Raw genomic sequence first — 20866 nt, 5'->3', positions numbered from 1 at the left:
TCTTTCAAGAATTCCTCGGCTACATCTCTTGGGAGTTCTCCTCCTTCATCAACTCGATAATTCAGTTCTGAGTTACGAAAATAATCGTTTTAGTAATTTTAGAAGTTCGTCTTGCAATTGTTCCCTGGTGATAGAAATCAAGGCACCAAAGGGTTCATCCATTAAAATTATTGGAGGTTCTGCTGTTAGTGCTCTAATAACACCTATCCTTGTTGTTGTCCTCCACTTAACTCGACACATTGTCTTATTTTGAGGTATTTTGCTAACAGAGACCATGAGAGTTACTTTTTGTTGTTTTATGTGATATTTAGTAACTTTTTGAATTAAGGCAGGAATCCAGAGAAGATAGTATAAAAGTTATTTATAAAGACTCTCTTTTTATTTATAGCATAGCTGTTTAAAAGTTAAATTTTCAGACAACTCGCCTGTTTAAGTTCACAAAATAACTAGATTGGGAGCAAGAGGAATTTTTTATTTTTTGTATAATATATTTAATTGCAGAGGTGATTAGATTATGGAGGTGATTTTTTGACCCACCCACAAAAAACCCCTTTGTATGATATCCATAAAGAACGAGGGGGAAAGATAATTGACTTCGGTGGTTGGTACTTGCCGGTACAGTTCACAGGTATTATTGACGAGGTAATGACAACTAGAAAAGAGGCCGGTCTATTTGATGTTTCCCACATGGGAGAAATAATAGTAGAAGGCCCAAAGGCTTTAGAGTATCTTCAAAAAATGGTCCCTAATGATGTGGCCAGATTAAAACCGGGTAAGATACTTTACACACCAATGTGCTATGAAAACGGTGGAACTGTAGATGACTTTTTAATTTATAAAATGGATGAAAATAAATTCCTTCTTATTGTTAATGCAGCTAACACGGACAAGGATTTTGAATGGCTTCAGGAAAATAATACTGAAGGTGTTGAATTGAAAAATCTTTCTGATGAATATGGTCAGATAGCGATTCAAGGTCCCAAGGCCGAAAAAATATTACAACGCTTGACGGATACTCCTCTTAAAGAGATTAAATTTTTTAATTTCAAGGAAGATGTGGATTTAGATGGTGTGAAAGCTTTAATTTCCCGCACTGGTTATACTGGGGAAAATGGTTTTGAAATTTATATCAAGGCAGAAGAAACAGCCAAACTTTGGGAAAAGATTGAAGATGCCGGTGAAAATGATGGATTAAAGCCAATTGGTCTTGGAGCTAGGGATGTACTTAGATTTGAAGTTTGTTTGCCATTATACGGTAATGAATTGTCACCTGAAATTACCCCCCTAGAAGCCAGACTGAATCCTTTTGTTAAGTTGAATAAAACAGAAGACTTTTTAGGCAAAGATGTGTTAGTGAACCAAAAAGAACAAGGTCTAGAAAGGGTTCTTGTAGGATTTGAGATGATCGATAGGGGAATTCCAAGAACCAATTATATCTTGATGAAAGACGGACAGGAGATTGGCTTTGTTAGTTCGGGATCACAATCACCAACTCTTGATAAAGCCCTAGGGCTTGGCTTCATTAAGCCTGAGCATGACCAAGAAGGTAATGAAATTGAAGTGAAGATAAGAAAGAAAACTGCAAAAGCAAAAATTGTAAAAACACCTTTTTATAGGAGGGGATAAAAATGGTTAATGTACCAGAAGAATTTTATTATTCAAAGGATCATGAGTGGATTAAAAAACTTGAAGATGGGAAAGTTTGTGTCGGAGTAACTGACTATGCTCAAGATCAATTGGGAGATATTGTCTTTGTAGAACTTCCTGAAGAAGAGGATGAATATGAACAGGAAGAAACATTTACGGTAATCGAATCTGTAAAAGCCGTAGCAGATACTTATGCTCCGGTATCTGGAACAATTGATGAAATAAATGAAGACTTAGAAGATAGTCCTGAATTAATTAATCAGGATCCTTATGGAGATGGTTGGATAGCTGTCTTTCAACTTTCTGATGAGTCTGAGTTAGAAGAGTTATTGTCCGCTGAAGAATATCAAAATTATTTACAAGAAATTGAAGAGGAGGAATAGTTTTGAATAATAACTATTTACCTCATACTGACAATGAGCGAAGGGAAATGTTAGAGGCTATTGGGGTAGACTCGGTCCGTGAGCTTTTTAAAGATATTCCCAAGGATGTCCTACTGGACCGAGATCTGGACTTACCACCTTCATTATCTGAGCCAGAGTTGATTAAACACATGCAGGACCTGGCCGATAAAAATGAAGACTTAACAGAATACACTCCTTTTTTAGGGGCTGGAGTGTATGATCATTATATTCCCAGTGCCATAGGACACATTTTGAAAAGAAGTGAATTTTATACGGCATACACACCATATCAAGCTGAAGCTAGCCAGGGTACCCTGCAGACAATATTTGAATATCAAACTATGATTTCTGAACTTACCGGTATGGAAGTCGCCAATGCTTCCATGTACGATGGTGCAACTTCTGTGGCTGAAGCAGCATTAATGAGCTTAAAAGCTGCAAAAGGCAATACTGTCCTGGTTTCAGAAACCGTTAACCCTAGTTATCGACAAGTATTAAGAACTTATGTAGAAAATCAGGGGTTTGAAGTAAAAACAATTCCCCAGGATGGTGGCGTAACAAATAAAACAGAAATTGAAAATGCCCTATCGAAAGATGTTGCCTGCTATATTGCTCAGACACCTAATTTCTTTGGAAATTTAGAGCAATTGGAAGGAATCAAAGATAAGTTAAAAGAGCATAAAGCCATGTTTGTAGTTTGTGCTGATCCTATCTCCTTAGGGCTTATCAAGCCCCCTGCAGAACACGGTGCTGATATTGTAGTAGGTGATGGCCAAAGTCTTGGAAACCCCATGAACATGGGAGGACCTTTACTAGGATTCTTTGCCAGCACGAAAAAATTAATTCGCAAAATGCCTGGTAGGATAATTGGTGAAACTACTGACACAGAAGGTAATAGGGGGTTTGTGTTAAACTTACAAACTAGAGAACAGCATATCAGAAGAGAAAAAGCTACATCTAACATTTGCTCCAACCAAGCCCTGAATGCTCTGGCAGCGTGTGTTTACTTAACATTAATGGGCCCCCAGGGTTTAAAACAAGTAGCTAACTTGTCCCTACAAAAAGCTAATTATGCCAAAGAGAAAATAACAGAATTAGATGGTTATGAATTGGCCTTTGACCGACCCTTTTTCAAAGAATTCGTAATTAAAACACCCAAACCTGTTAGTGAGATAAATGAGCAACTTCTTGACAGGAAGATAGTAGGAGGTCTTGACCTGGGACGCTTTTATTCTGGTTTAGAAAATCACATGTTGATCTGTGTGACTGAGAAAAGAACCAAAGAAGAAATTGACAATTTGGTTCTTGGATTGGAGGGTATTAAATGAGTAAACAAAAAGCTCTTATCTTTGAACTAGGAGGCAGTGGGAGGAAGGGCTTCTCCCTGCCAGAAAGCGATGTCCCCGAACAAGACCTAAAAGATTTGCTACCAGAAGAACAAATAAGGGAAGAGACCCCTGGTCTACCTGAGATTTCTGAAAATGAAGCTATTAGGCATTTTATAGAATTATCTATTAAAAATCATCATGTTGATAGAGGGTTTTATCCTTTAGGTTCTTGTACTATGAAATACAACCCTAAGGTTAATGAAGATATTGCATCAATGCCAGGATTTACTCAGCTACATCCTTATCAGAGAGAAGACCATATTCAGGGAACTCTGGAGATGTTGTACAATACCGAACAGTTTATCAATGAAGTTACTGGTATGGATAGAGTAACCTTCCAACCGGCAGCTGGAGCTCATGGCGAGCTAACTGGTCTGCTAGTAATGAAAGCTGCCCTAGAGGCTAAGGGAGAACAACGCACTAAGATTTTATGTCCGGACTCTGCCCATGGCACTAACCCTGCTAGTGCAGCCATGGCTGGTTTTAAGCTGGTGGAGATCAAATCCAATGAAAAAGGTTTAGTTGATTTTGATGACTTGAAGGCCAATTTAGATGAAGATGTAGCGGGTATAATGTTAACAAACCCAAATACATTGGGATTGTTTGAAGAAGAAATTATGGATATAGCAGAAGCGGTTCATGAAGTCGGAGGTCTCTTGTATTACGATGGTGCAAACTTGAACGCCATCATGGGTTATGCCAGACCAGGGGATATGGGCTTTGATGTGGTTCATCTCAATTTGCATAAAACATTTTCTGCACCCCACGGTGGCGGTGGCCCTGGCAGTGGCCCCATAGCTGTTAAAAAAGAACTAGAACCATATTTACCAGTACCGGATATAAAAAAACAAGGTGATAAATTTGTCTTGGATTATGATGTTCCCAACACTATTGGTAAAGTTCATGGTTATTACGGTAATATAAATGTGATTATAAAATCTTACAGCTACATGCGTTATATGGGAATGGAAGGCCTGAAACAAGTAAGTAGTGACGCGGTATTAAATGCAAACTATCTGCGGGAACAATTAAAAGGCATTTATCAACTTGACCATGATCAATTACCATGTAAACACGAATTCGTAATCAGTGGTAATAAACAGAAGAAAAACTACGGTGTTTCAACTATGGATATAGCCAAGCGGCATCTAGATTACGGTGTTCATCCTTCCATGGTATATTTCCCACTAATTGTGGATGAAGCTATGATGGTAGAACCTACTGAAACTGAATCCAAAGAATCCTTAGATGAATTTATCGATGTTATGAAACAAATATCCCAAGAAGCTGAATCTGATCCTGAAACAGTTCAAAATGCTCCCTATACTACACCTGTCAAGAGATTGGATGAGGTTACGGCTGCTAGGAAACCTGTGGTTAGGTGGTATCCAGCAGAAGAATAGTCGAAATAACACGAATAAATACGACAAGATAACTTAATAAGTTGTTTTTAGAAGTAATTGTGCCCACTGTTTATGTGGGCACAATTTACGCTTATTATTGAAACTGCGGAGGTGTTATTGTGGAACAAGTCGATTTATTAATAGTAGGTAGTGGCCCAGGTGGATATGTGGCAGCTTTAAGAGGTGCTCAACTGGGAGCTCAGGTGATGATGGTAGAAAAGGATGAAATCGGTGGAACCTGCCTTAATCGGGGATGTATTCCTACTAAAACTCTTCATAAAAGTGCAGAACTATTTACTGAGATGAAAAAAGCCGATGAATTCGGATTTCAAATAGATAATATTAATTTGGATTATCAGCGAGTTAGTGATAGAAAAGAAGAAATTGTGGGAAATTTAAAAGATAGTGTTAAAAAGCTGTTGAAAAAAGCCGGAGTTCAAACTGTATTTGGTAGGTGTGAATTAAAAGCCGATAAAGAAGCAGAGGTTGACTTGCATGATGGCTCAAAAATGGAAGTAAAGGCCAACTCTGTAATTATAGCTACAGGTTCTGAGTCTGCCACTTCTGATCTTCCTGGATCCGATCACAAAGATGTGATTGGTACTGATGAAATACTAGAAATGAGAGAATTAGTTGATGATCTGGTGGTTATCGGTGGTGGAGTCACCGGTGTGGAATTGGCAGGTATAATGTCGGAATTTGGGGTTAATGTTTCACTGGTAAAAAGAACACCATACATTTCACCTGTTGATGACGATATTGCCAAGCGTTTATTTAGCATTTTGAAGCGGGCTGGAGTTAATGTGATGACCCAAAGCCAGGTTAAAGAAATTCGTGAACACGATGGTGAGAAGAGTTTAGAAGTTGTAGTAGAAAAGAAAGGTAAGGAACAAAGGGTACCGGCAGATAAAGTATTGATTTCTAGAGGACGAAAACCTCATTTAGATGGATTAGAAGCATTGGATTTGGAAATAGGCGAAGATGGGATACAAGTAAATGAGAAATTAGAGACAAATATACCAGGTGTTTATGCAATAGGGGATGCAGCAAGTCAAGGTGCCATGTTGGCTCATGTAGCACATCATCAAGGCGTTTTGGCTGCTGAAAATGCCATGGGTGAAGAAAGAACCTATGATGATAAAGCAGTTCCTAATTGTGTATTTACAGTCACAGAAGTTGCTTCCGTGGGAGAAAATGAAGCTTCTCTTAAAGAACAAGAAATCCCTTATAAAGTAGGACGCTTTCCCTTTGGTGCCAATGGAAAAGCTTTGGCAGAAGGCAAAATAGATGGTCAGGTAAAAATATTATCTCACCAAGAAACGGATCAGGTTTTAGGAGTCCATATTATGGGTCCTCATGCCTCTGATTTAATACAAGAAGGAACTGTAGCAGTCAAAGAAGGACTAAAAACCGCTGATCTGGGAGAGTTGATTCATCCTCACCCTACTTTGAGCGAAACTCTTTGGGAAGCCGCTCTGGACTCCTTAGATATGCCCCTTCATCAGTTACCCAAAAAGAAGAAAAAGTAAAATTATAGCAATAGCAATATCTAACATTACATTAGATGGTGATGTAAAAAACACATCAATTTAATAAATTGACTCATTTATGGAAAAAATAGGCGTATCACGTAATAGTGATACGCCCTTTTTTTACACATTTAATACAGCTTATAAATAATGAAGATTATCTATGGTGGTGTCGATAATATGAATCTAAGCAATGCCAAACAGAGATTTAGAAATTTGATTCAGGAAAGGAAACGTAAGCCGTTAACGACCATGTTATATGATCTATGGAGATTATTTTATAGTGATAAGTCGTTACCCTATCATTATTTTTTAAAATTTTTGTACAGGCCACATATAACTGCGATAGGTAATTATTTAAGTATGAAACAAGAAACAGAGATAATGAATAAAAGCCGACAGGATACTCCAGATATTATAGATAAAGTGGCCAGTAATAAACTCTTTTTTCATTTTTATGCCAGAAAAAGTGAAGTTCCGGTACCTAGTTTGATAGGGTGGAATTTACAGGATGATTATTTTAAATTTAATCATGGGGAAATATCTCCTTTGTCACCAAAACAATTTGAAGAACAGATTAAAAAAACCATTACTACTGGAATGAAAGTTTTTTATAAACCTGTTTCAGGTATGGGAGGAGCAGGTTGTGGTCGTATTACTGAAGAGAATATTGATGGATTAGACTTTTCTGATATGATAGACTCTGATTTTATCTTTGAAACCGAAGTGTCTCAACATAAAAGCATTAATCAAATATACGATAAGAGTTTGAATACCATTAGATTTATCACTTTTTATGATAGAGAACAAGATGAGTTTATGCTTTTGGCAGCTTTAATGAGGTTCGGTGCAAAAAGTCAAAGGGTAGATAATATTAGTAAAGGAGGTTTGTTCGTCCCAATTCATCAGGAAAAAGGTATATTAAAAAAGTACGGCTATACTCACTTGCATTATAGTGGTGATCAAAGAGAGTTCCATCCAGATAGTGGATTTAGATTTAAAAATTTTAAAATACCTTTTTACCGAGAGGCAAGACAGCTAATTGAGAATAATATTTCCTTATTCCCTGGGGTACTACTGGGTTGGGATATAGGTATAGCCCCCCATGGCCCTGTATTGTTGGAATTAAACAGCTTACCGGGCCTGATGGGAGCTGATATAGGTTATGGAGGGTTGAAATCTCATCCTCAATTTAACCTAATCCAAAATTACCTGACTAAAAGTTAAAGGTATAAAAATTAATTAATTTTAAATACTCCATAAAAGTATTTCGGGCTTGTCTTCTGTTCTTCCACCACTCATCAGGATAATAAGGGTCATAATGACTGGGTGACGAAACTATATCTATGTTTGTTAAGTCATGTTCCTTTAGTTCTGTTTGTAAAATTAATTTAGCCCTCTTAGAATGGTATCTAGATGTTACCAAAATTACCTTAAGGTCTTCTTCGCTATGGTAATTGCTTGATAAATACTGGGCGACTTTACCTGCTTCTTGCTGAGTGCTATCTACTTTTCCAGGGATAATATTAATTTGATCATCGTCAATCCCCATTTGCATAGCGGCTTGCTTATTGATTTCGGCACTAGAAGGCAGATCTAACTGTTTCTGTTCCATGAGTTCGTAATTGGTAAAGCTTTTGCTTTCTACCATTAAGATGTTCTCAGCGTAGTTGTCTTGATGAAGTTCAACCCCATGGGCAATTCTATCTGGAATACCGCCTTGTAGGACTAGGATGTAAGAGCCATCCCGTTCTAGGGGTTCTTCAGCTACCAGAAATTTTCCAATGGCCGTTAGTAGATTATCCCAAAATATTGTCAAAATCAAAATAGCCACAAGTAACAACATAACCAAAGTTGTCATTAGAGGTTTCTGTTGGGTTATATTTTTGATTTTGTTGATATTAATCATGTTGTCATTCCTTTCTTTTTAGATAACTCATAAATACATGATAAACTGATGGCAAAGATGATCATCTTCTTAAATTTATCTTATAATTATTTGTACTTGATTTCAATATTAACACCAAAAATGTTATAGATGTAGCAAAACGAAACATTGTAGCAAAATAAAACAAAAGCATGTCCGCAACACAAGTATTGTCTGATATGAAAGGCCAGTTTGCAACATAGAAAAACACTATCAAAAGTAGATTGTATTAATATACAACAGATGATAACTCTGTCCTGTGCAGATAACGGGCAGGGTTATTTTTTATTTAGAGCTTTATAAAGGGGTTTTGCCTGTTCTTATAGGTAGAATAAAAAATGGCATGAAAATTGCAAATTTTTAAACATAAATTGTTATAGTTATATAAATTTCGGAGGTGGCTGCAGTGTCAGATCAACAGATGAACAGAAACAGTATAGGTATCGTTTCCCTGGCTACGTATATACCCGATAATTTTATGACTAGTCAGGAATTGGCAAATAAAAGCGGCGTTCCTCAGGATGTAATCGAGGACAAAATGGGAATTAAACAGAAACCAATCCCCGGAAAAGAAGACCACACCTGTGAAATGGGCATCAAGGCTGCCAATAGGGCAATTGAAAAAGGAGAAATAGATCCCGAGAACATTGATCTGGTCATCTATATTGGAGAAGAACATAAAGAATGGTTGCTATGGACTGCCGGGATAAAACTACAGTATGAAATCGGGGCCGAAAATGCCTGGGCTTTTGATATAAGTCAACGTTGTGGGACTGGGGTAGTTGGAATCGAGATAGCTAAGTCTTTAATGATGGCTAATCCAGATATTAATACAGTGTTGTTGGCTGGTGGTTATAGGAACTGTGATTTTATTGACTATGAAAATCCACGAGTACGGTTTATGTATAATCTAGGATCTGGTGGAGGCGCCATGATTTTGCAAAAAGGATTAAACAAAAATAAAGTGCTCGAAAGCTCAATTATAACCGATGGTTCTCTATCTGAAGATGTAATAGTACCGGCAGGAGGTACTAAACAACCAATTAGCAGTGAAGCCATCAAGAATAAAGAAAATTACTTAGATGTGACGGATCCTGAGGGTATGAAGGAGCGATTAGATGAAGTATCAATTAAGAACTTCTTTAAAGTGATTGAAACCGCTGTAGAAAAAAGTGGATATAGCACTAGTGATATCGATTATCTAGCCCTTCTTCATATGAAAAAATCAGCTCACAAAGGTGTTCTGGAAGAACTGAATCTTTCTGAAAAACAATCTATTTATCTTGAAGAATACGGCCATTTAGGTCAATTCGATCAAATTTTATCAACTGAGCTCGCCCTGGAACAGGGAAAAATTACAGATGGTGATTTAGTGGTGTGGGTAAGTGCAGGCATAGGTTATGCCTGGAATGCCTCTGTTATTAAATGGGGTAATTAAAGAAGGATATGTTACTTTAATCTAGCCTGGGCTTAATAGATTTTTTAATTGAATCTTATCAAAGTTAACTTTTGGGAGGGACTAAAATGCGTCTCAAAGAGGAATATCGTAAAAAACTAGTTTCTTTGGACGAAGGGGTTTCACAAATTAAATCCGGTGATGAGGTGGTAACAGCCATGGCTGCTTCACAACCCCCTGGGCTAATGAACCAGCTGGGAAGTAGAAGAGATTATGTGAGGGATGTCAGGGTTATCACCTGTTTACCTCTGGCAGAGTATAGTTTTTACAGTCAGGAAGGTATGGAGGATAGTTTTTTCATGGAAAGCTGGTTTTATGGCCCTCATGTCAGAAAAGCTGCCAAACAAGGTGCCAATGTCAGCTATATTCCCAATCATCTTCATTTATCGGCCACTCGTAGGTTCCAATATAGAAAACCTGATGTTTTTCTAGGTACTGCCACCCCAATGGACAAACACGGGAATTTTTCCTTGTCCCTTGGTATTACCTACGAGAAAGAGGCTATAGAACAAGCCAATATAGTTATTTTAGAGATTAATGAAAATTTACCCAGGACCTATGGAGATATCAATGTTCATATATCTCAGGTTGATTATTTAGTTGAAAATAATACTTCTCTATTTACTTTGCCAGAAATAGAACCTACAGACAAAGATCATAAGATAGGTGGTTACATTGCCGAACTCGTTGAAGACGAGTCAACTTTGCAATTGGGAATAGGTGGAATACCAAACGCAGTAGCAAAAGCCCTGGAAGATAAACGAGATTTAGGTATTCATACCGAAATGATGACAGATGGTATGGTAGATCTATATGAAAAAGGTGTTATTACTAATAGGAAAAAAACCCTTTGGAAAGATAAAATGTTGGCTACCTTTGCCTATGGTTCTCAAAAGCTCTATGACTTTCTAGACAATAATTTGGGAGTGGAATTTCAGAGGGGTAAAGTAGTAAATAACCCATATATTATTGGTCATAACTGGAAAATGGTTAGCATTAACACTGCATTGCAGGTAGATTTAACAGGTCAAGTTTGTTCTGAAAGTCTGGGTCATTCTATATACAGTGGAACCGGCGGCCAATGTGATACAGCTGTAGGTTCACAGAAGTCAGAGGGTGGTAAGTCAATTATTGCCCTTTACTCCTCAGTCAAAGATGATACTATCTCGACAATAGTTCCTGCATTGAATGAAGGAGCAGGAATCACCTTACCTAGAAATGACGTAGATTATGTAGTTACAGAATACGGTGTAGCAGCCCTGAGAGGGCGCTCAATTAAAGAACGAGTCGAAAATTTAATAAATATAGCTCACCCGAATTTTAGAGAAGAATTAAAATCTGAGGCAAAAAGTAAAGGGATTATTTAGAGAACTAAATTTTAAATATAACTGGAGGGATTGATTGTGAAATTACAAGATAAAGTGGCATTGATTACAGGAGGGGCAGCTGGAATTGGTAAAGTTACAGCTCAAAAGTTTGTAGATGAAGGGGCTAAGGTAATCATTTGCGATGTAGAGGAAGAGACACTGTCTGAGACAAGGAATGCCCTGAGTGCAAGTGGAGGAAGTATTGAAGCCAAAGTAACTGATGTGACCAATAAAACCCAGGTAGATCAACTCATTGATCAAATCGTAAATGATTACGGCAAGTTGGACGTAGTTGTCAATAATGCTGGAGTGACTGCTGATGCCACTTTAACTAAAATGGCAGAAGAACAGTTTGATAAAGTAATTAATGTCAATTTAAAAGGTGTATTCCTAGTAGGCCAAAAAGCAGCCAAAATCATGAAAAAGCAGGAACAGGGAGTTATTCTAAATGCTTCTTCCGTAGTAGGTCTATATGGAAATTTTGGCCAGACCAACTATGCAGCAACTAAATGGGGAGTCATAGGCATGACCAAAACTTGGGCTAAAGAACTGGGTAAAAATAATGTACGAGTAAATGCAGTGGCCCCCGGGTTCATTGAAACTGAAATGGTTTCTGAAATGCCCGAGAAAGTGGTTAATATGATGCAGGAAAAATCACCTCTTAATAGATTGGGAAGTCCTGAAGAAGTTGCTAATATTTATTGTTTTCTGGCTTCTGATGACAGCTCTTTTGTAACAGGTTCAGTTTATGGTGTAGACGGTGGAGTGGTACTGTAGAGATTACTAATCCAAGTAAACAATTATCAATTATCTATTAACAACTAAAAAACAAGTGCAGGATTAAACTGGTTATTGTCGAAATTTTCTCACAGAATGTAGCGTATTGCTACAAATCTGTGGGGGGAGGTCTGCTTGTGAGCACAATACTCAAAAATTTTGAAAATGTAGTTGATGTAGTAGACAGGATTTTTGATGTGATTCCCGTGCCAGTGATCCTTGTGGACGAAAAAGGGATTATTCGAATGATAAACAGAGCCTTTGCTGATCTATTGAAAGTTTCAAAACAGCAGGCCATAGGTCGCCCGGCTGTGGAGGTCGATCATAATAGCAAATGGCCCGTTGTGCTTAAATCCGGTGAATTTGATATAGCTAAAAAACATAAATTCGCAAGAACAGGAGAAGATGCCGTCGTTCACAGAATACCAATTTACGATTATGACAGTGGTGAAATTGTCGGCGGTTTCGGCATGGTTCTGTTTCAAAATTTGAAAGAGTTAAGGGACTTGGCAGATAAAAATAAGCTCTTGGAAAAGAAACTAGACCACTACAAACAAAGAGTGCGCCAAATTTATAGTACTAAGTATTCTTGGGATAATATCAAAACCTGTTCCTCTAAAATGGAAGCATGTAAACAAAATGCTAAAAAAGCAGCGCGAACTGATTTAAATGTACTTATAACGGGTGAAAGTGGAGTGGGCAAAGAAATCTTTGCCCAGGCCATTCACAATGAAAGTCATCGTTCTGATCATCCTTTTATCAAAGTAAACTGTGCTGCTATACCAGAAAATTTACTGGAATCCGAGCTATTTGGTTATCAAGGTGGGGCTTTTACAGGCGCCTCTAAAGAAGGAAAACCAGGTAAATTTGAACTTGCCGACAAAGGCACCCTGTTTTTTGATGAAATTGGTGATATGCCGAAAAAAATGCAGGCCAAGCTCTTGCGAGTTATTCAAGAAGGGGAGGTAGAGCGACTGGGAGGCCAAAAAGAACAGGAAGTTGATGTCAGGATTATAGCTGCAACCAATAAGAATTTAGAAGAGTTAGTTGCAACTGATGATTTTAGAGAGGACCTGTTTTATCGGATAAATGTCTTGACTTTGAATATACCGCCTCTTAAAGATCGAAAAGAAGATATAGCACTACTGGCAGAAGATTTTCTATACGAAACTAAACAAGAAATGGGAGAGAATAAACAAATTTCTCAAGAAGCAGTTGAGGTACTTCAAAAATATGATTGGCCGGGTAATATCAGGCAACTGAAAAATATTATTCAGCGCTTGGCAGTCAATGCTGAAACCACTGTAATTGAGAAGAGCGATATACCCATAAAACTTCTAAAACAATTGCAAATTAGCGAATCTCCAAGTTATCCGGAAGAAGGATTAAATGAAATAGTAGAACAGGTGGAAAAAAAGGTTATCAGAGAAACACTAGAACTTTATGATTTCAATAAATCCATGGCAGCTAGTATATTGAATATACCCAGGTCTACACTGTATCGAAAAATGAAAAAATACGGACTCAAGGAGGGTATTTATGGTTCGGATTAACATTGATTCTGTGGAAATACCCAGGGGGGAGACAATTTATTACCGCTGGCGTGAAGGGTCTAGCTCTAGTTATCCTTTGGTTTTGGTTCATGGAAATATGACTTCTTCGAAGCACTGGGATCTGTTAATGGAAAACTTGACCGAGAAATATCAAATTTATGCCATAGACTTGCCGGGTTTTGGGCTCTCAACTTATAACAAACCAATTAATGATATAAAAGATCTATCTCTGGTTTTGCGCCAATTTTGCGATAAATTAAATCTTGAAAAATTCTATCTGGTTGGTTGGTCAACTGGCGGTGCTGTTGCTATGAAATTGATCGCCGATAATCCTCAATATGCTGATAAACTAGCTCTATTAGCACCCATTTCTACACGTGGTTATCCTATCTATAAAAGTGATCAAGAGCAACAACCTTTAGAAAGGGTTATCACTAGGGATGAGGTAGCCCAGGAATTTGATTCCATAGTTAAGGCATTTCAAAGAAAAGATCGGGAAGTTGTACGTCAGATTTGGAATCAGCTAATCTACGTCAATAATCAACCTTCCCCGGAAAAATATGAAGAATACTTAGACGATATTTTAACTCAGCGCAATTTAATTGATGTCTATAATGCCCTAAACAAGTTTAACATCAGTGAAGTGAGCAATGGCGTCGATTACGGTACTGGAGAAGCGAGGGATATTAAACTTCCTACTAAAATACTTTGGGGTGATTTAGATCAGGTTGTCACCAGGGAAATGATCAGAGAAACTATCTCTGACCTTGGAATTTCTGCCACACTGGTGACTAATGAGCATTGTGGGCATAATCTGATGATTGACGATTTGCCATGGGTAGTGAAAGAACTGGAAAGCTTTTTACAATAACCAGGAGAGTGGGAGTGGATATAAATGTCTGTGTTTATCCAGATAGTAATTTCCGGCTTAGAAACAGGAAGTTTATATGCTCTAGCAGCCCTTGGAATTGTTTTGATCTATCAAACTGCCACCATTATTAACTTTTCCCAAGGCGAGATGGCCATGTTTGCAAGTTTTTTAGCCTTTACTTTATGGAGAGGAGATTTACCCTATATTGTTGCATTTTTAGCTGCAATTATCTTTGCCGTGTTTTTAGGTGGCTTTGTACACAGGTTTTGTATTAGACCTGCCCATAAAGCTAGTAAAATAGGAAGAATGATTATCACCTTAGGGTTAATAATGGCAATTGATGGTTTGGCAGCTGCAATATTCGGGATAGACTCGCATTATATGAGACCTGCCGTAGCTGCAGATAACATAGTCGTGGGAGATCTTATCCTTCGTCCTAATGCCCTGTTTATCATAGGGGTTACTATAGTCATTATGCTGGTGTTATTCTATCTTCTTAACAATACCTTTTGGGGCATGGCAATCAGGGCAACATCCCAAGATGAAACAACGGCTCGATTAATGGGAATTCCCGTACAAAGAATACACATGTTGTCCTGGATAATTGCCGCCACCTTGGGAGCTGTCACCGGAGTCCTGGTAGCTCCTACTACCAATGTTTCTACTACTATGATGATGGAAGTTCACTTAAAATCAATTATTGCTGCAGTACTTGGTGGTTTTGGTTCTTTTATCGGACCTGTTGTTGGTGGTTTTATTATAGGAATTGCAGATAACTTAATCGGTTATTATGTGTCCTTAACTTGGCAGACGGTGATTGTTTATGGATTGCTTATTATAGTTCTCATCATTAAGCCTTACGGAATACTAGGTAAAAACCCTGGAAAGAAGGTGTAAAAATGATTGTATTCAAACGGCCTTATCTGTATATCACCCTGGGTTTATTATTTATACTGGTCCCGATAGTGAATATCTATCTCCCCATCTTCTCCCGGGGACAAATGACTATTCTGAATATGATCGTCATTTATTCCATTGGTGCCATTGGGTTTAATATTCTGTTAGGTTATTCGGGTCAAGTATCCCTAGGTCATATAGCTTTTATGGGCTTGGGAGCGTATCTGTCCGCTTATATCACTCAAGTTATGGATTTATCCTTTATTTTGGGATTGTTAGTTGCAGGAATCATTCCCATGTTATTAGGTCTAATTTTAGGAGCTATAGCTCTAAGATTAGAAGGTCATTACCTGGCTATCGCTACTTTAGGTCTCGGAATGACCATTAAGCACATATTCATTGAGTGGACTGCTTTTACCGAGGGTTTTTCAGGTAGAAGAGCACCACCGGCAGAAATATTTGGGCTTGAAATCATTCAACGTGAGCATTCATTAATACTAGGCACAATAGTATTAGTTATATTGGCTATCTTTGCTTATAACTTACTTAACTCCAAAACTGGTAGGGCTTTAATGGCCATGAGAGATAGCAGTCATGCAGCTCAGGCCGTAGGTATCAGCATGTTCAAATATAAAATGATCGCCTTTGCTATCAGCACTTTCTACGTGGGTATTGCTGGAGGTTTATATGCTCATTTGATCAGATTTATTGAACCAACCCGTTGGGGTTTGGAAGCATCCCTTGATTTAGTTGCTATGACAGTGATAGGGGGGCTGGCATCAATAGGTGGCAGTGTGGTTGGAGCTGCATTCTTAGAAATTGTGCCTAACTTGGCTCGTAATTTACCGGTCTTAGAGGGAATTAGAAGCATTAACTTTATTATTACAGGGATACTGTTGATTTTGACAATAATTTATTTTCCTGAAGGCCTATACAGAAAGTTTGTCAAGTGGGGTAAAAGTGGTCTGGCAATTATCGGTGTGAGCTATCAATCAGGTACAGAAAGCGCTAAATCTGACAATTCTTTTAATAGCTCAAAAGAAAACCAAACTTCGGAATCTAAACATGAAGGACCAGGGGGTTGATATTACTATGGCTTTATTATCAATTGAAAATTTAACTAAAAGCTTTGGCGGTTTAGTTGCGGTGAATGAGTTATCTATGGATGTAAACCAACAAGAGATTCACGGCTTAATTGGACCCAATGGGGCGGGGAAAACTACCGTTTTTAATTGTATCAGTAAATTCTATACACCGGATAAGGGAAAAATCCTTTTAGATAATGGGCAAAATGTTTTAAATTTATCACCACATCAGGTAATAAGATGCGGTATTAGTAGGACATTTCAAAATGTGGAACTTTTTGATAATTTAACTGTCCTAGAGAACTTAATGGTAGGTTATCATTCCAATATGAGAAGTGGTTTACTTTTGGAAGGTTTAAGCCTACCTGGTAGTTTAAGTGATGAATCTAAAGCCAGGGAACGAGCTGAATCCATAGCGGAATTTTTAAATATAAAGGATACTTTGAAAATGCCAGCAACCTCTCAACCCCTTGGAATTCAGAAAAAGATTGAGATGGGTCGGGCTTTAATCTCCCAGCCTAAATTGCTGTTACTTGATGAACCGGCAGGAGGAATGAATGAAAGAGAGACTCAAAACTTGGCTGGGTTAATTACACAAGTTCAGGAAGAGTTCGGCATATCCGTTATCCTAGTAGAACATGATATGAGCCTGGTAATGGAAATTTGCCATAAAATTACCGTGATGAACTTTGGCAGAAAAATTGCCTGTGGCAATCCCGCAGACATCCAAAAGAACCCTAAGGTACAAGAGGCTTATCTGGGTAAAGGAGAGGATGCAAGTGCTTAAATTAGTTGATATAACAGCTTATTACGGATATATCAAAGCTTTAGAGGACATTAACATGTCTATAGAGGAGGGGGAGATCACAGCACTTTTGGGTGCAAACGGAGCGGGTAAAACTACTATTTTAAAAGTTATTTCAGGATTATTAACACCTACCCAGGGAGAAGTTTTGTCAGGGGATAAGAGACTCACCAAACTATCTCCGGAAGCGATAGTCAGCAAAGGGATAATACAAGTACCGGAAGGTAGACGGATTTTCCCCAGAATGACAGTTGAAGAGAATCTAATAATAGGGGCTTATAGTACAAATAAAAAGATTCTCTATGTAAAGGATAAAACTCTGTAAAATTTTGGAAACACAGGATACAGTAATCCAAATTTGAAATTTTGCTCTTTTAAAACTAAATTAAGCAGCGTGTTTTTCTCTAGCTTTTATGAACTTGCTTTCGTTGTAGGGCTCTTTGTTTACCCACATAGCAAAGAGTATCCTAACCCAAATATTAGCTAGAGTCCTTACAGCTTCATGATGCTGTTTACCTTCTTTGCGCTTTTTGTAGTAATAGTCTTTGGCCCAGGGGATCCACCTTGTAGTTTGTAGAGCGAACTGATGTAAAGCGTTTCGAAAAGGCTTAATACAAGAGTGTCGCCTTTTTACAATACGCATTTTGCCACTTTGATGGAGTACTGGTGAAGTTCCCGCAAGGGCCTGTACCACCGAGGCGTCAGCATAACGGCTGCGATCGTCTCCCCACTCTGCCAGCAGCCTCGGTGCAATTCGCTTACCGGCACCTGGTATGCTGTCGAAAATTTTACTGTCAGAGTGGGACTTAAAAAGTTTCTCGATTTCCTTGTCGTACTCATCAATATGTTCTAATAAAGGCTCTAGCTGATCTAGGATAGTAAATAAAAACTTAGACTTGGCAGAACAAATGGCTCTGTTTCCTTCTAAATTAGGTTTTTGAAGCTTTGTGAAGATCTCATTAGCTTTAGACGTAGGGTTAGGATGTTTTTGCTTTTTTAAAAACTTAAAGATCTCATCTCTACTAGCTTTTCGAGCCTGTTTTGGAGTAGGATATTTCCTTAAAAAAGCTAGAGAAACAGGTAGAGTTATTTTAGAAAACAATTCAAGAGCAACAGGGTAATATTCTTTCAGGGTTGAAATCAGTCTATTTGTTAACCTAGCACTTTCTTGTATAAGAGCTTCTTGATCTCTGGTGAGTACTTTAAGTTCTTGAATGTGTTCAGAATCAGGCTCTAGCTTATGTAAGTCATGGAGCTCTGATCTACCCATATTAGCTAGTATTTTAGCATCAATAAAGTCAGTTTTAGCCCCAGAAGCTTTTCTTCTAGCATCAACTAGTTTGGGGTTAACAGAATAAACAGTGAAGTTATTTTCTAAAAGATATTGGGTTAAAAGTCCATGTTTAGTTTCAATTAAGCAATAGAAGTTTTCAGGATCGTCATCATGTTTTAATAGCTTGTTTTTTAGAGTTTCAAAACCATCTTTAGAATGTTGAATAGTGAAGTTATCTAGTTCTCTACCATCGCCACTCATGACCAGGATATCATGTTTTGTATCAGCCCAATCAATCCCAACAAAGTACATTCTAAGACCTCCTTAAGGTGATGGTATTTAGTAGCAGAGGTAAGCCTTGTCTAGCATCAGTGCTCGAGGCACAACTTCTCTATAGTCCGTAACTGCTACTTATGGTATCCGGGGAAGACAGTTCTTTTTTAAGTAGTCGTACTAACTAGGGGTGTTTGGTCTTTCCCCGGATGGCCACCTTTACTTTATTATTACGTGATCCAAGAGGGGCTTTCCTGCCCTTCTATAAATAACTATAACAGACAAGGGGGGGTTAGAGAATAAATTTAATCAGGTGTACCATTACTTTCCCGCTATCGCTGACAGAAGAACTCAACTGGCAGGAACGTTATCCGGGGGGGAACAGCAAATGCTGGCCCTAGGCAGAGCTTTAATGGCTGATCCAAAGGTATTGATGTTAGATGAACCTTCTTTAGGGCTAGCGCCTAAAATAGTTGATACTATTTTTAAAATTATTAAGGAAATTAACGAAGCCGGGGTGACAGTGCTTCTGGTAGAGCAAAATGCTTATCAAGCTCTGCAAATTGCCCACTATGGGTATATTTTGGAAACAGGAAAACTCAAATTAACAGGCAGCAGTAAAGAGTTATGGGAAGATCCCCAGGTGAAAGAGGCCTATCTGGGAACATAAGATTTTGTGTGACTAATATTTCAGGCTGGAGGATGTCGAGGGAAAATTTATAAGGAGCATTCCTGTAATGAATTAAAATGAAGATTGATAAAAAAAGTACCTCCTGCTAATATACGAGGTGTCGCTACACCTAGAAATGACGACCCTTAATTTAAGCAGAGGAGGTACTTACCATGAAGTATACCCAAAATGAGAGAATTAATCAAGTAAAAGAGTCAAGTTTGATTATCGGAGTAGACATTGCAAAAGCAGAACACGTAGCAAGAGCTCAGGATTTTCGGGGTGTGGAGTTTTCGAAACCAATCACCTTTGAAAACACCAGGAAAGGTTTTAAGAAGTTTTTAAGTTGGCTAGAGGTAATCAAACAAGAACAAGCAAAAGAAGAAGTCTTAGTAGGTATGGAACCTACTGGCCAATACTGGCTGACTCTAGCTCAATTTTTAAAGCAAACAGGTATCCAAACTATTTTAGTAAATCCAAATCACGTAAAAAAGAGCAAAGAACTAGACGACAACTCACCAACTAAAAATGATATTAAAGATGCAAAAGTGATAGCACAGTTAGTAAAAGATGGCCGTTACTCAGTACCCAATATCCCTACAGGAATATATGCAGAACTACGGAATGGGATGAATTTGCGAGATCGGCTAACAGATGACTTAAGGCGTGTAAAAGGTAGGATAGACAATTGGTTAGATCGTTACTTCCCAGAATTCAGCACAGTGTTTAAGAACTGGGATGGAAAAGCAGCACTATTAACCCTAAAAAATTTCCCTTTACCAAAAGAAATATTAGGTCATAGTGAAGAAGAGATAGTAAGTTGCTGGAAACGAGAAGTGAATCGAGCAGTAGGTAAAAAAAGAGCAAGAAAGCTGAAAGAAGCAGCCAAGAATAGTACTGGTATAACAGAAGGCGAAATAATGGCAAGACAAGAATTGAAAACCCTATTGTCGCAGTATGACGCTTTAATAGAAGAGTTAGAACAAGTACTTGTTCAGATAGAAAATATTTTAAAAGAAATTCCAGGAGCAGAAGAAATGATGAGTATTCCTGGAGTAGGGATGGTAACAGTGGCAGGATTTTTGGCTGAAGTGGGTGATCTTTCTAATTATCAACATCCAAATCAAATTAAGAAGCTGGCAGGCTTAAATCTAAAAGAGAACAGTTCAGGTAAGCACAAAGGTGAAACCAAGATAACCAAACGAGGTCGACCTCGTTTGAGAGGACTCTTATATCGCTGCGTGATTCCATTAGTAGCCAAGAATCCTGAATTTAAGTTATTACACGATTATTATACCACAAGGCCAGAAAATCCCTTAAAAAAGAAACAATCGCTTGTAGCATTAGCGTGTAGATTGATCAGAGTTTTGTTTGCCCTAGGTACCAAAAAGACACCTTATAATGGCAGGATGATGTTAAAGAACAGTTCATTAAATTTATTGCAGGATGCTGCATAAGCAGCCAAATTGGAGTCTTAAGAATTTATACTACATCCACAAAAGGAGCACGGAGAAGCCAGTCATAATAATCCATTCGGGCAT

The 20866-nt window shown here is 38.0% G+C and carries 18 protein-coding genes and 2 pseudogenes; 17 read left to right on the top strand and 3 right to left on the bottom strand.

Annotated elements, in window-relative coordinates; translation table 11 throughout:
- Positions 1-81 precede the first annotated feature (81 nt).
- Positions 82-251: pseudogene (locus NTHER_RS16185) on the bottom strand (ATP-binding cassette domain-containing protein); the annotation flags it as partial.
- A gap of 277 nt (positions 252-528) precedes the next feature.
- On the opposite strand from NTHER_RS16185, the gene gcvT reads away from it, so the two are divergent.
- The 6 genes from gcvT to NTHER_RS13865 all read left to right on the top strand — a co-directional run bounded on the left by gcvT (position 529) and on the right by NTHER_RS13865 (position 7598).
- Positions 529-1626 (top strand): glycine cleavage system aminomethyltransferase GcvT, encoded by a 1098-nt coding sequence (gene gcvT, locus NTHER_RS13890; RefSeq protein WP_012449136.1) that lies wholly within the window; start codon positions 529-531, stop codon positions 1624-1626.
- A 2-nt stretch (positions 1627-1628) separates the two neighbouring features.
- On the top strand, positions 1629-2030 hold the full coding sequence (gene gcvH / locus NTHER_RS13885; protein ID WP_012449135.1) for a glycine cleavage system protein GcvH: 402 nt from the start codon (positions 1629-1631) through the stop codon (positions 2028-2030).
- 2 nt (positions 2031-2032) lie between these two features.
- Positions 2033-3379 carry an aminomethyl-transferring glycine dehydrogenase subunit GcvPA gene (gene gcvPA / locus NTHER_RS13880; RefSeq protein WP_012449134.1) on the top strand — a complete coding sequence of 449 codons (1347 nt, stop codon included), beginning with the start codon at positions 2033-2035 and terminating at the stop codon, positions 3377-3379.
- Positions 3376-4842, top strand: coding sequence for an aminomethyl-transferring glycine dehydrogenase subunit GcvPB (gcvPB, locus tag NTHER_RS13875; RefSeq protein WP_012449133.1), 1467 nt, complete (start codon positions 3376-3378; stop codon positions 4840-4842). The genes gcvPA and gcvPB overlap by 4 nt, the downstream gene beginning before the upstream one ends.
- Before the next feature lie 119 nt (positions 4843-4961).
- Positions 4962-6371 carry a dihydrolipoyl dehydrogenase gene (gene lpdA, locus NTHER_RS13870; protein WP_012449132.1) on the top strand — a complete coding sequence of 470 codons (1410 nt, stop codon included), beginning with the start codon at positions 4962-4964 and terminating at the stop codon, positions 6369-6371.
- A 180-nt stretch (positions 6372-6551) separates the two neighbouring features.
- Positions 6552-7598 carry a sugar-transfer associated ATP-grasp domain-containing protein gene (locus NTHER_RS13865; protein ID WP_012449131.1) on the top strand — a complete coding sequence of 349 codons (1047 nt, stop codon included), beginning with the start codon at positions 6552-6554 and terminating at the stop codon, positions 7596-7598.
- Here NTHER_RS13865 and NTHER_RS13860 read toward each other — a convergent pair.
- Entirely contained in the window at positions 7588-8232 is a 645-nt protein-coding gene (locus tag NTHER_RS13860) for a YdcF family protein (protein ID WP_158438302.1), read from the bottom strand. The two genes, NTHER_RS13865 and NTHER_RS13860, sit on opposite strands and share 11 nt — an antisense overlap.
- Before the next feature lie 487 nt (positions 8233-8719).
- Here NTHER_RS13860 and NTHER_RS13855 point away from each other — a divergent pair, with 487 nt between their 5' ends.
- From NTHER_RS13855 to NTHER_RS13815, 9 genes are all read left to right on the top strand, one after another.
- Positions 8720-9736 carry a 3-oxoacyl-ACP synthase gene (locus NTHER_RS13855; RefSeq protein ID WP_041367991.1) on the top strand — a complete coding sequence of 339 codons (1017 nt, stop codon included), beginning with the start codon at positions 8720-8722 and terminating at the stop codon, positions 9734-9736.
- An 86-nt stretch (positions 9737-9822) separates the two neighbouring features.
- The gene (locus NTHER_RS13850) at positions 9823-11121 is read left to right on the top strand and encodes an acetyl-CoA hydrolase/transferase family protein (RefSeq protein WP_012449128.1); all 1299 of its coding nucleotides are present in this window, start codon (positions 9823-9825) and stop codon (positions 11119-11121) included.
- A gap of 36 nt (positions 11122-11157) precedes the next feature.
- On the top strand, positions 11158-11898 hold the full coding sequence (fabG, locus tag NTHER_RS13845) for a 3-oxoacyl-ACP reductase FabG (RefSeq protein WP_012449127.1): 741 nt from the start codon (positions 11158-11160) through the stop codon (positions 11896-11898).
- Between the two features lie 137 nt (positions 11899-12035).
- Entirely contained in the window at positions 12036-13451 is a 1416-nt protein-coding gene (locus tag NTHER_RS13840; RefSeq protein WP_012449126.1) for a sigma-54 interaction domain-containing protein, read from the top strand.
- Entirely contained in the window at positions 13438-14322 is an 885-nt protein-coding gene (gene phaZ / locus NTHER_RS13835; protein WP_012449125.1) for an intracellular short-chain-length polyhydroxyalkanoate depolymerase, read from the top strand. Before NTHER_RS13840 ends, phaZ begins: the two co-directional genes overlap by 14 nt.
- Before the next feature lie 24 nt (positions 14323-14346).
- Complete coding sequence (locus NTHER_RS13830; RefSeq protein ID WP_012449124.1) at positions 14347-15219, top strand: branched-chain amino acid ABC transporter permease; 873 nt, start codon at positions 14347-14349, stop codon at positions 15217-15219.
- 2 nt (positions 15220-15221) lie between these two features.
- Positions 15222-16304: a branched-chain amino acid ABC transporter permease gene (locus NTHER_RS13825; protein ID WP_012449123.1), complete on the top strand. Its 1083-nt coding sequence runs from the start codon at positions 15222-15224 to the stop codon at positions 16302-16304.
- Positions 16305-16311: 7 nt separating this feature from the next.
- Positions 16312-17091 (top strand): ABC transporter ATP-binding protein, encoded by a 780-nt coding sequence (locus NTHER_RS13820; RefSeq protein WP_041367219.1) that lies wholly within the window; start codon positions 16312-16314, stop codon positions 17089-17091.
- Positions 17084-17434 carry an ATP-binding cassette domain-containing protein gene (locus NTHER_RS13815; RefSeq protein ID WP_052291986.1) on the top strand — a complete coding sequence of 117 codons (351 nt, stop codon included), beginning with the start codon at positions 17084-17086 and terminating at the stop codon, positions 17432-17434. Before NTHER_RS13820 ends, NTHER_RS13815 begins: the two co-directional genes overlap by 8 nt.
- Before the next feature lie 60 nt (positions 17435-17494).
- Here the strand turns inward: NTHER_RS13815 and NTHER_RS13810 are convergent, their stop codons facing one another.
- Positions 17495-18694: an IS110 family RNA-guided transposase gene (locus tag NTHER_RS13810; RefSeq protein WP_012446659.1), complete on the bottom strand. Its 1200-nt coding sequence runs from the start codon at positions 18692-18694 to the stop codon at positions 17495-17497.
- A 241-nt stretch (positions 18695-18935) separates the two neighbouring features.
- On the opposite strand from NTHER_RS13810, the pseudogene NTHER_RS13805 reads away from it, so the two are divergent.
- Positions 18936-19325 (top strand): annotated as a pseudogene (locus NTHER_RS13805) (ABC transporter ATP-binding protein); the annotation flags it as partial.
- Between the two features lie 173 nt (positions 19326-19498).
- On the top strand, positions 19499-20782 hold the full coding sequence (locus NTHER_RS13800; RefSeq protein ID WP_012446723.1) for an IS110 family RNA-guided transposase: 1284 nt from the start codon (positions 19499-19501) through the stop codon (positions 20780-20782).
- The last annotated feature ends 84 nt before the right edge of the window (positions 20783-20866 follow it).

It is taken from the genome of Natranaerobius thermophilus JW/NM-WN-LF, from assembly GCF_000020005.1.
Lineage (GTDB): Bacteria > Bacillota > Natranaerobiia > Natranaerobiales > Natranaerobiaceae > Natranaerobius > Natranaerobius thermophilus.
The sequence above is the reverse complement of the archived record's forward strand: the minus strand, read 5'-3'. Positions and strand labels throughout refer to the sequence as shown.

Excerpts from the sequence above, each read along its gene's own strand:
- gcvH (WP_012449135.1), top strand. The coding sequence starts at position 1,629 with ATGGTTAATGTACCAGAAGAATTTTATTATTCAAAGGATCATGAGTGG.
- gcvPB (WP_012449133.1), top strand. The coding sequence starts at position 3,376 with ATGAGTAAACAAAAAGCTCTTATCTTTGAACTAGGAGGCAGTGGGAGG.
- NTHER_RS13865 (WP_012449131.1), top strand. The coding sequence starts at position 6,552 with ATGAATCTAAGCAATGCCAAACAGAGATTTAGAAATTTGATTCAGGAA.
- NTHER_RS13860 (WP_158438302.1), bottom strand. The coding sequence starts at position 8,232 with ATGACAACTTTGGTTATGTTGTTACTTGTGGCTATTTTGATTTTGACA.
- NTHER_RS13855 (WP_041367991.1), top strand. The coding sequence starts at position 8,720 with ATGAACAGAAACAGTATAGGTATCGTTTCCCTGGCTACGTATATACCC.
- NTHER_RS13850 (WP_012449128.1), top strand. The coding sequence starts at position 9,823 with ATGCGTCTCAAAGAGGAATATCGTAAAAAACTAGTTTCTTTGGACGAA.
- phaZ (WP_012449125.1), top strand. The coding sequence starts at position 13,438 with ATGGTTCGGATTAACATTGATTCTGTGGAAATACCCAGGGGGGAGACA.
- NTHER_RS13830 (WP_012449124.1), top strand. The coding sequence starts at position 14,347 with ATGTCTGTGTTTATCCAGATAGTAATTTCCGGCTTAGAAACAGGAAGT.
- NTHER_RS13825 (WP_012449123.1), top strand. The coding sequence starts at position 15,222 with ATGATTGTATTCAAACGGCCTTATCTGTATATCACCCTGGGTTTATTA.
- NTHER_RS13820 (WP_041367219.1), top strand. The coding sequence starts at position 16,312 with ATGGCTTTATTATCAATTGAAAATTTAACTAAAAGCTTTGGCGGTTTA.
- NTHER_RS13810 (WP_012446659.1), bottom strand. The coding sequence starts at position 18,694 with ATGTACTTTGTTGGGATTGATTGGGCTGATACAAAACATGATATCCTG.
- NTHER_RS13800 (WP_012446723.1), top strand. The coding sequence starts at position 19,499 with ATGAAGTATACCCAAAATGAGAGAATTAATCAAGTAAAAGAGTCAAGT.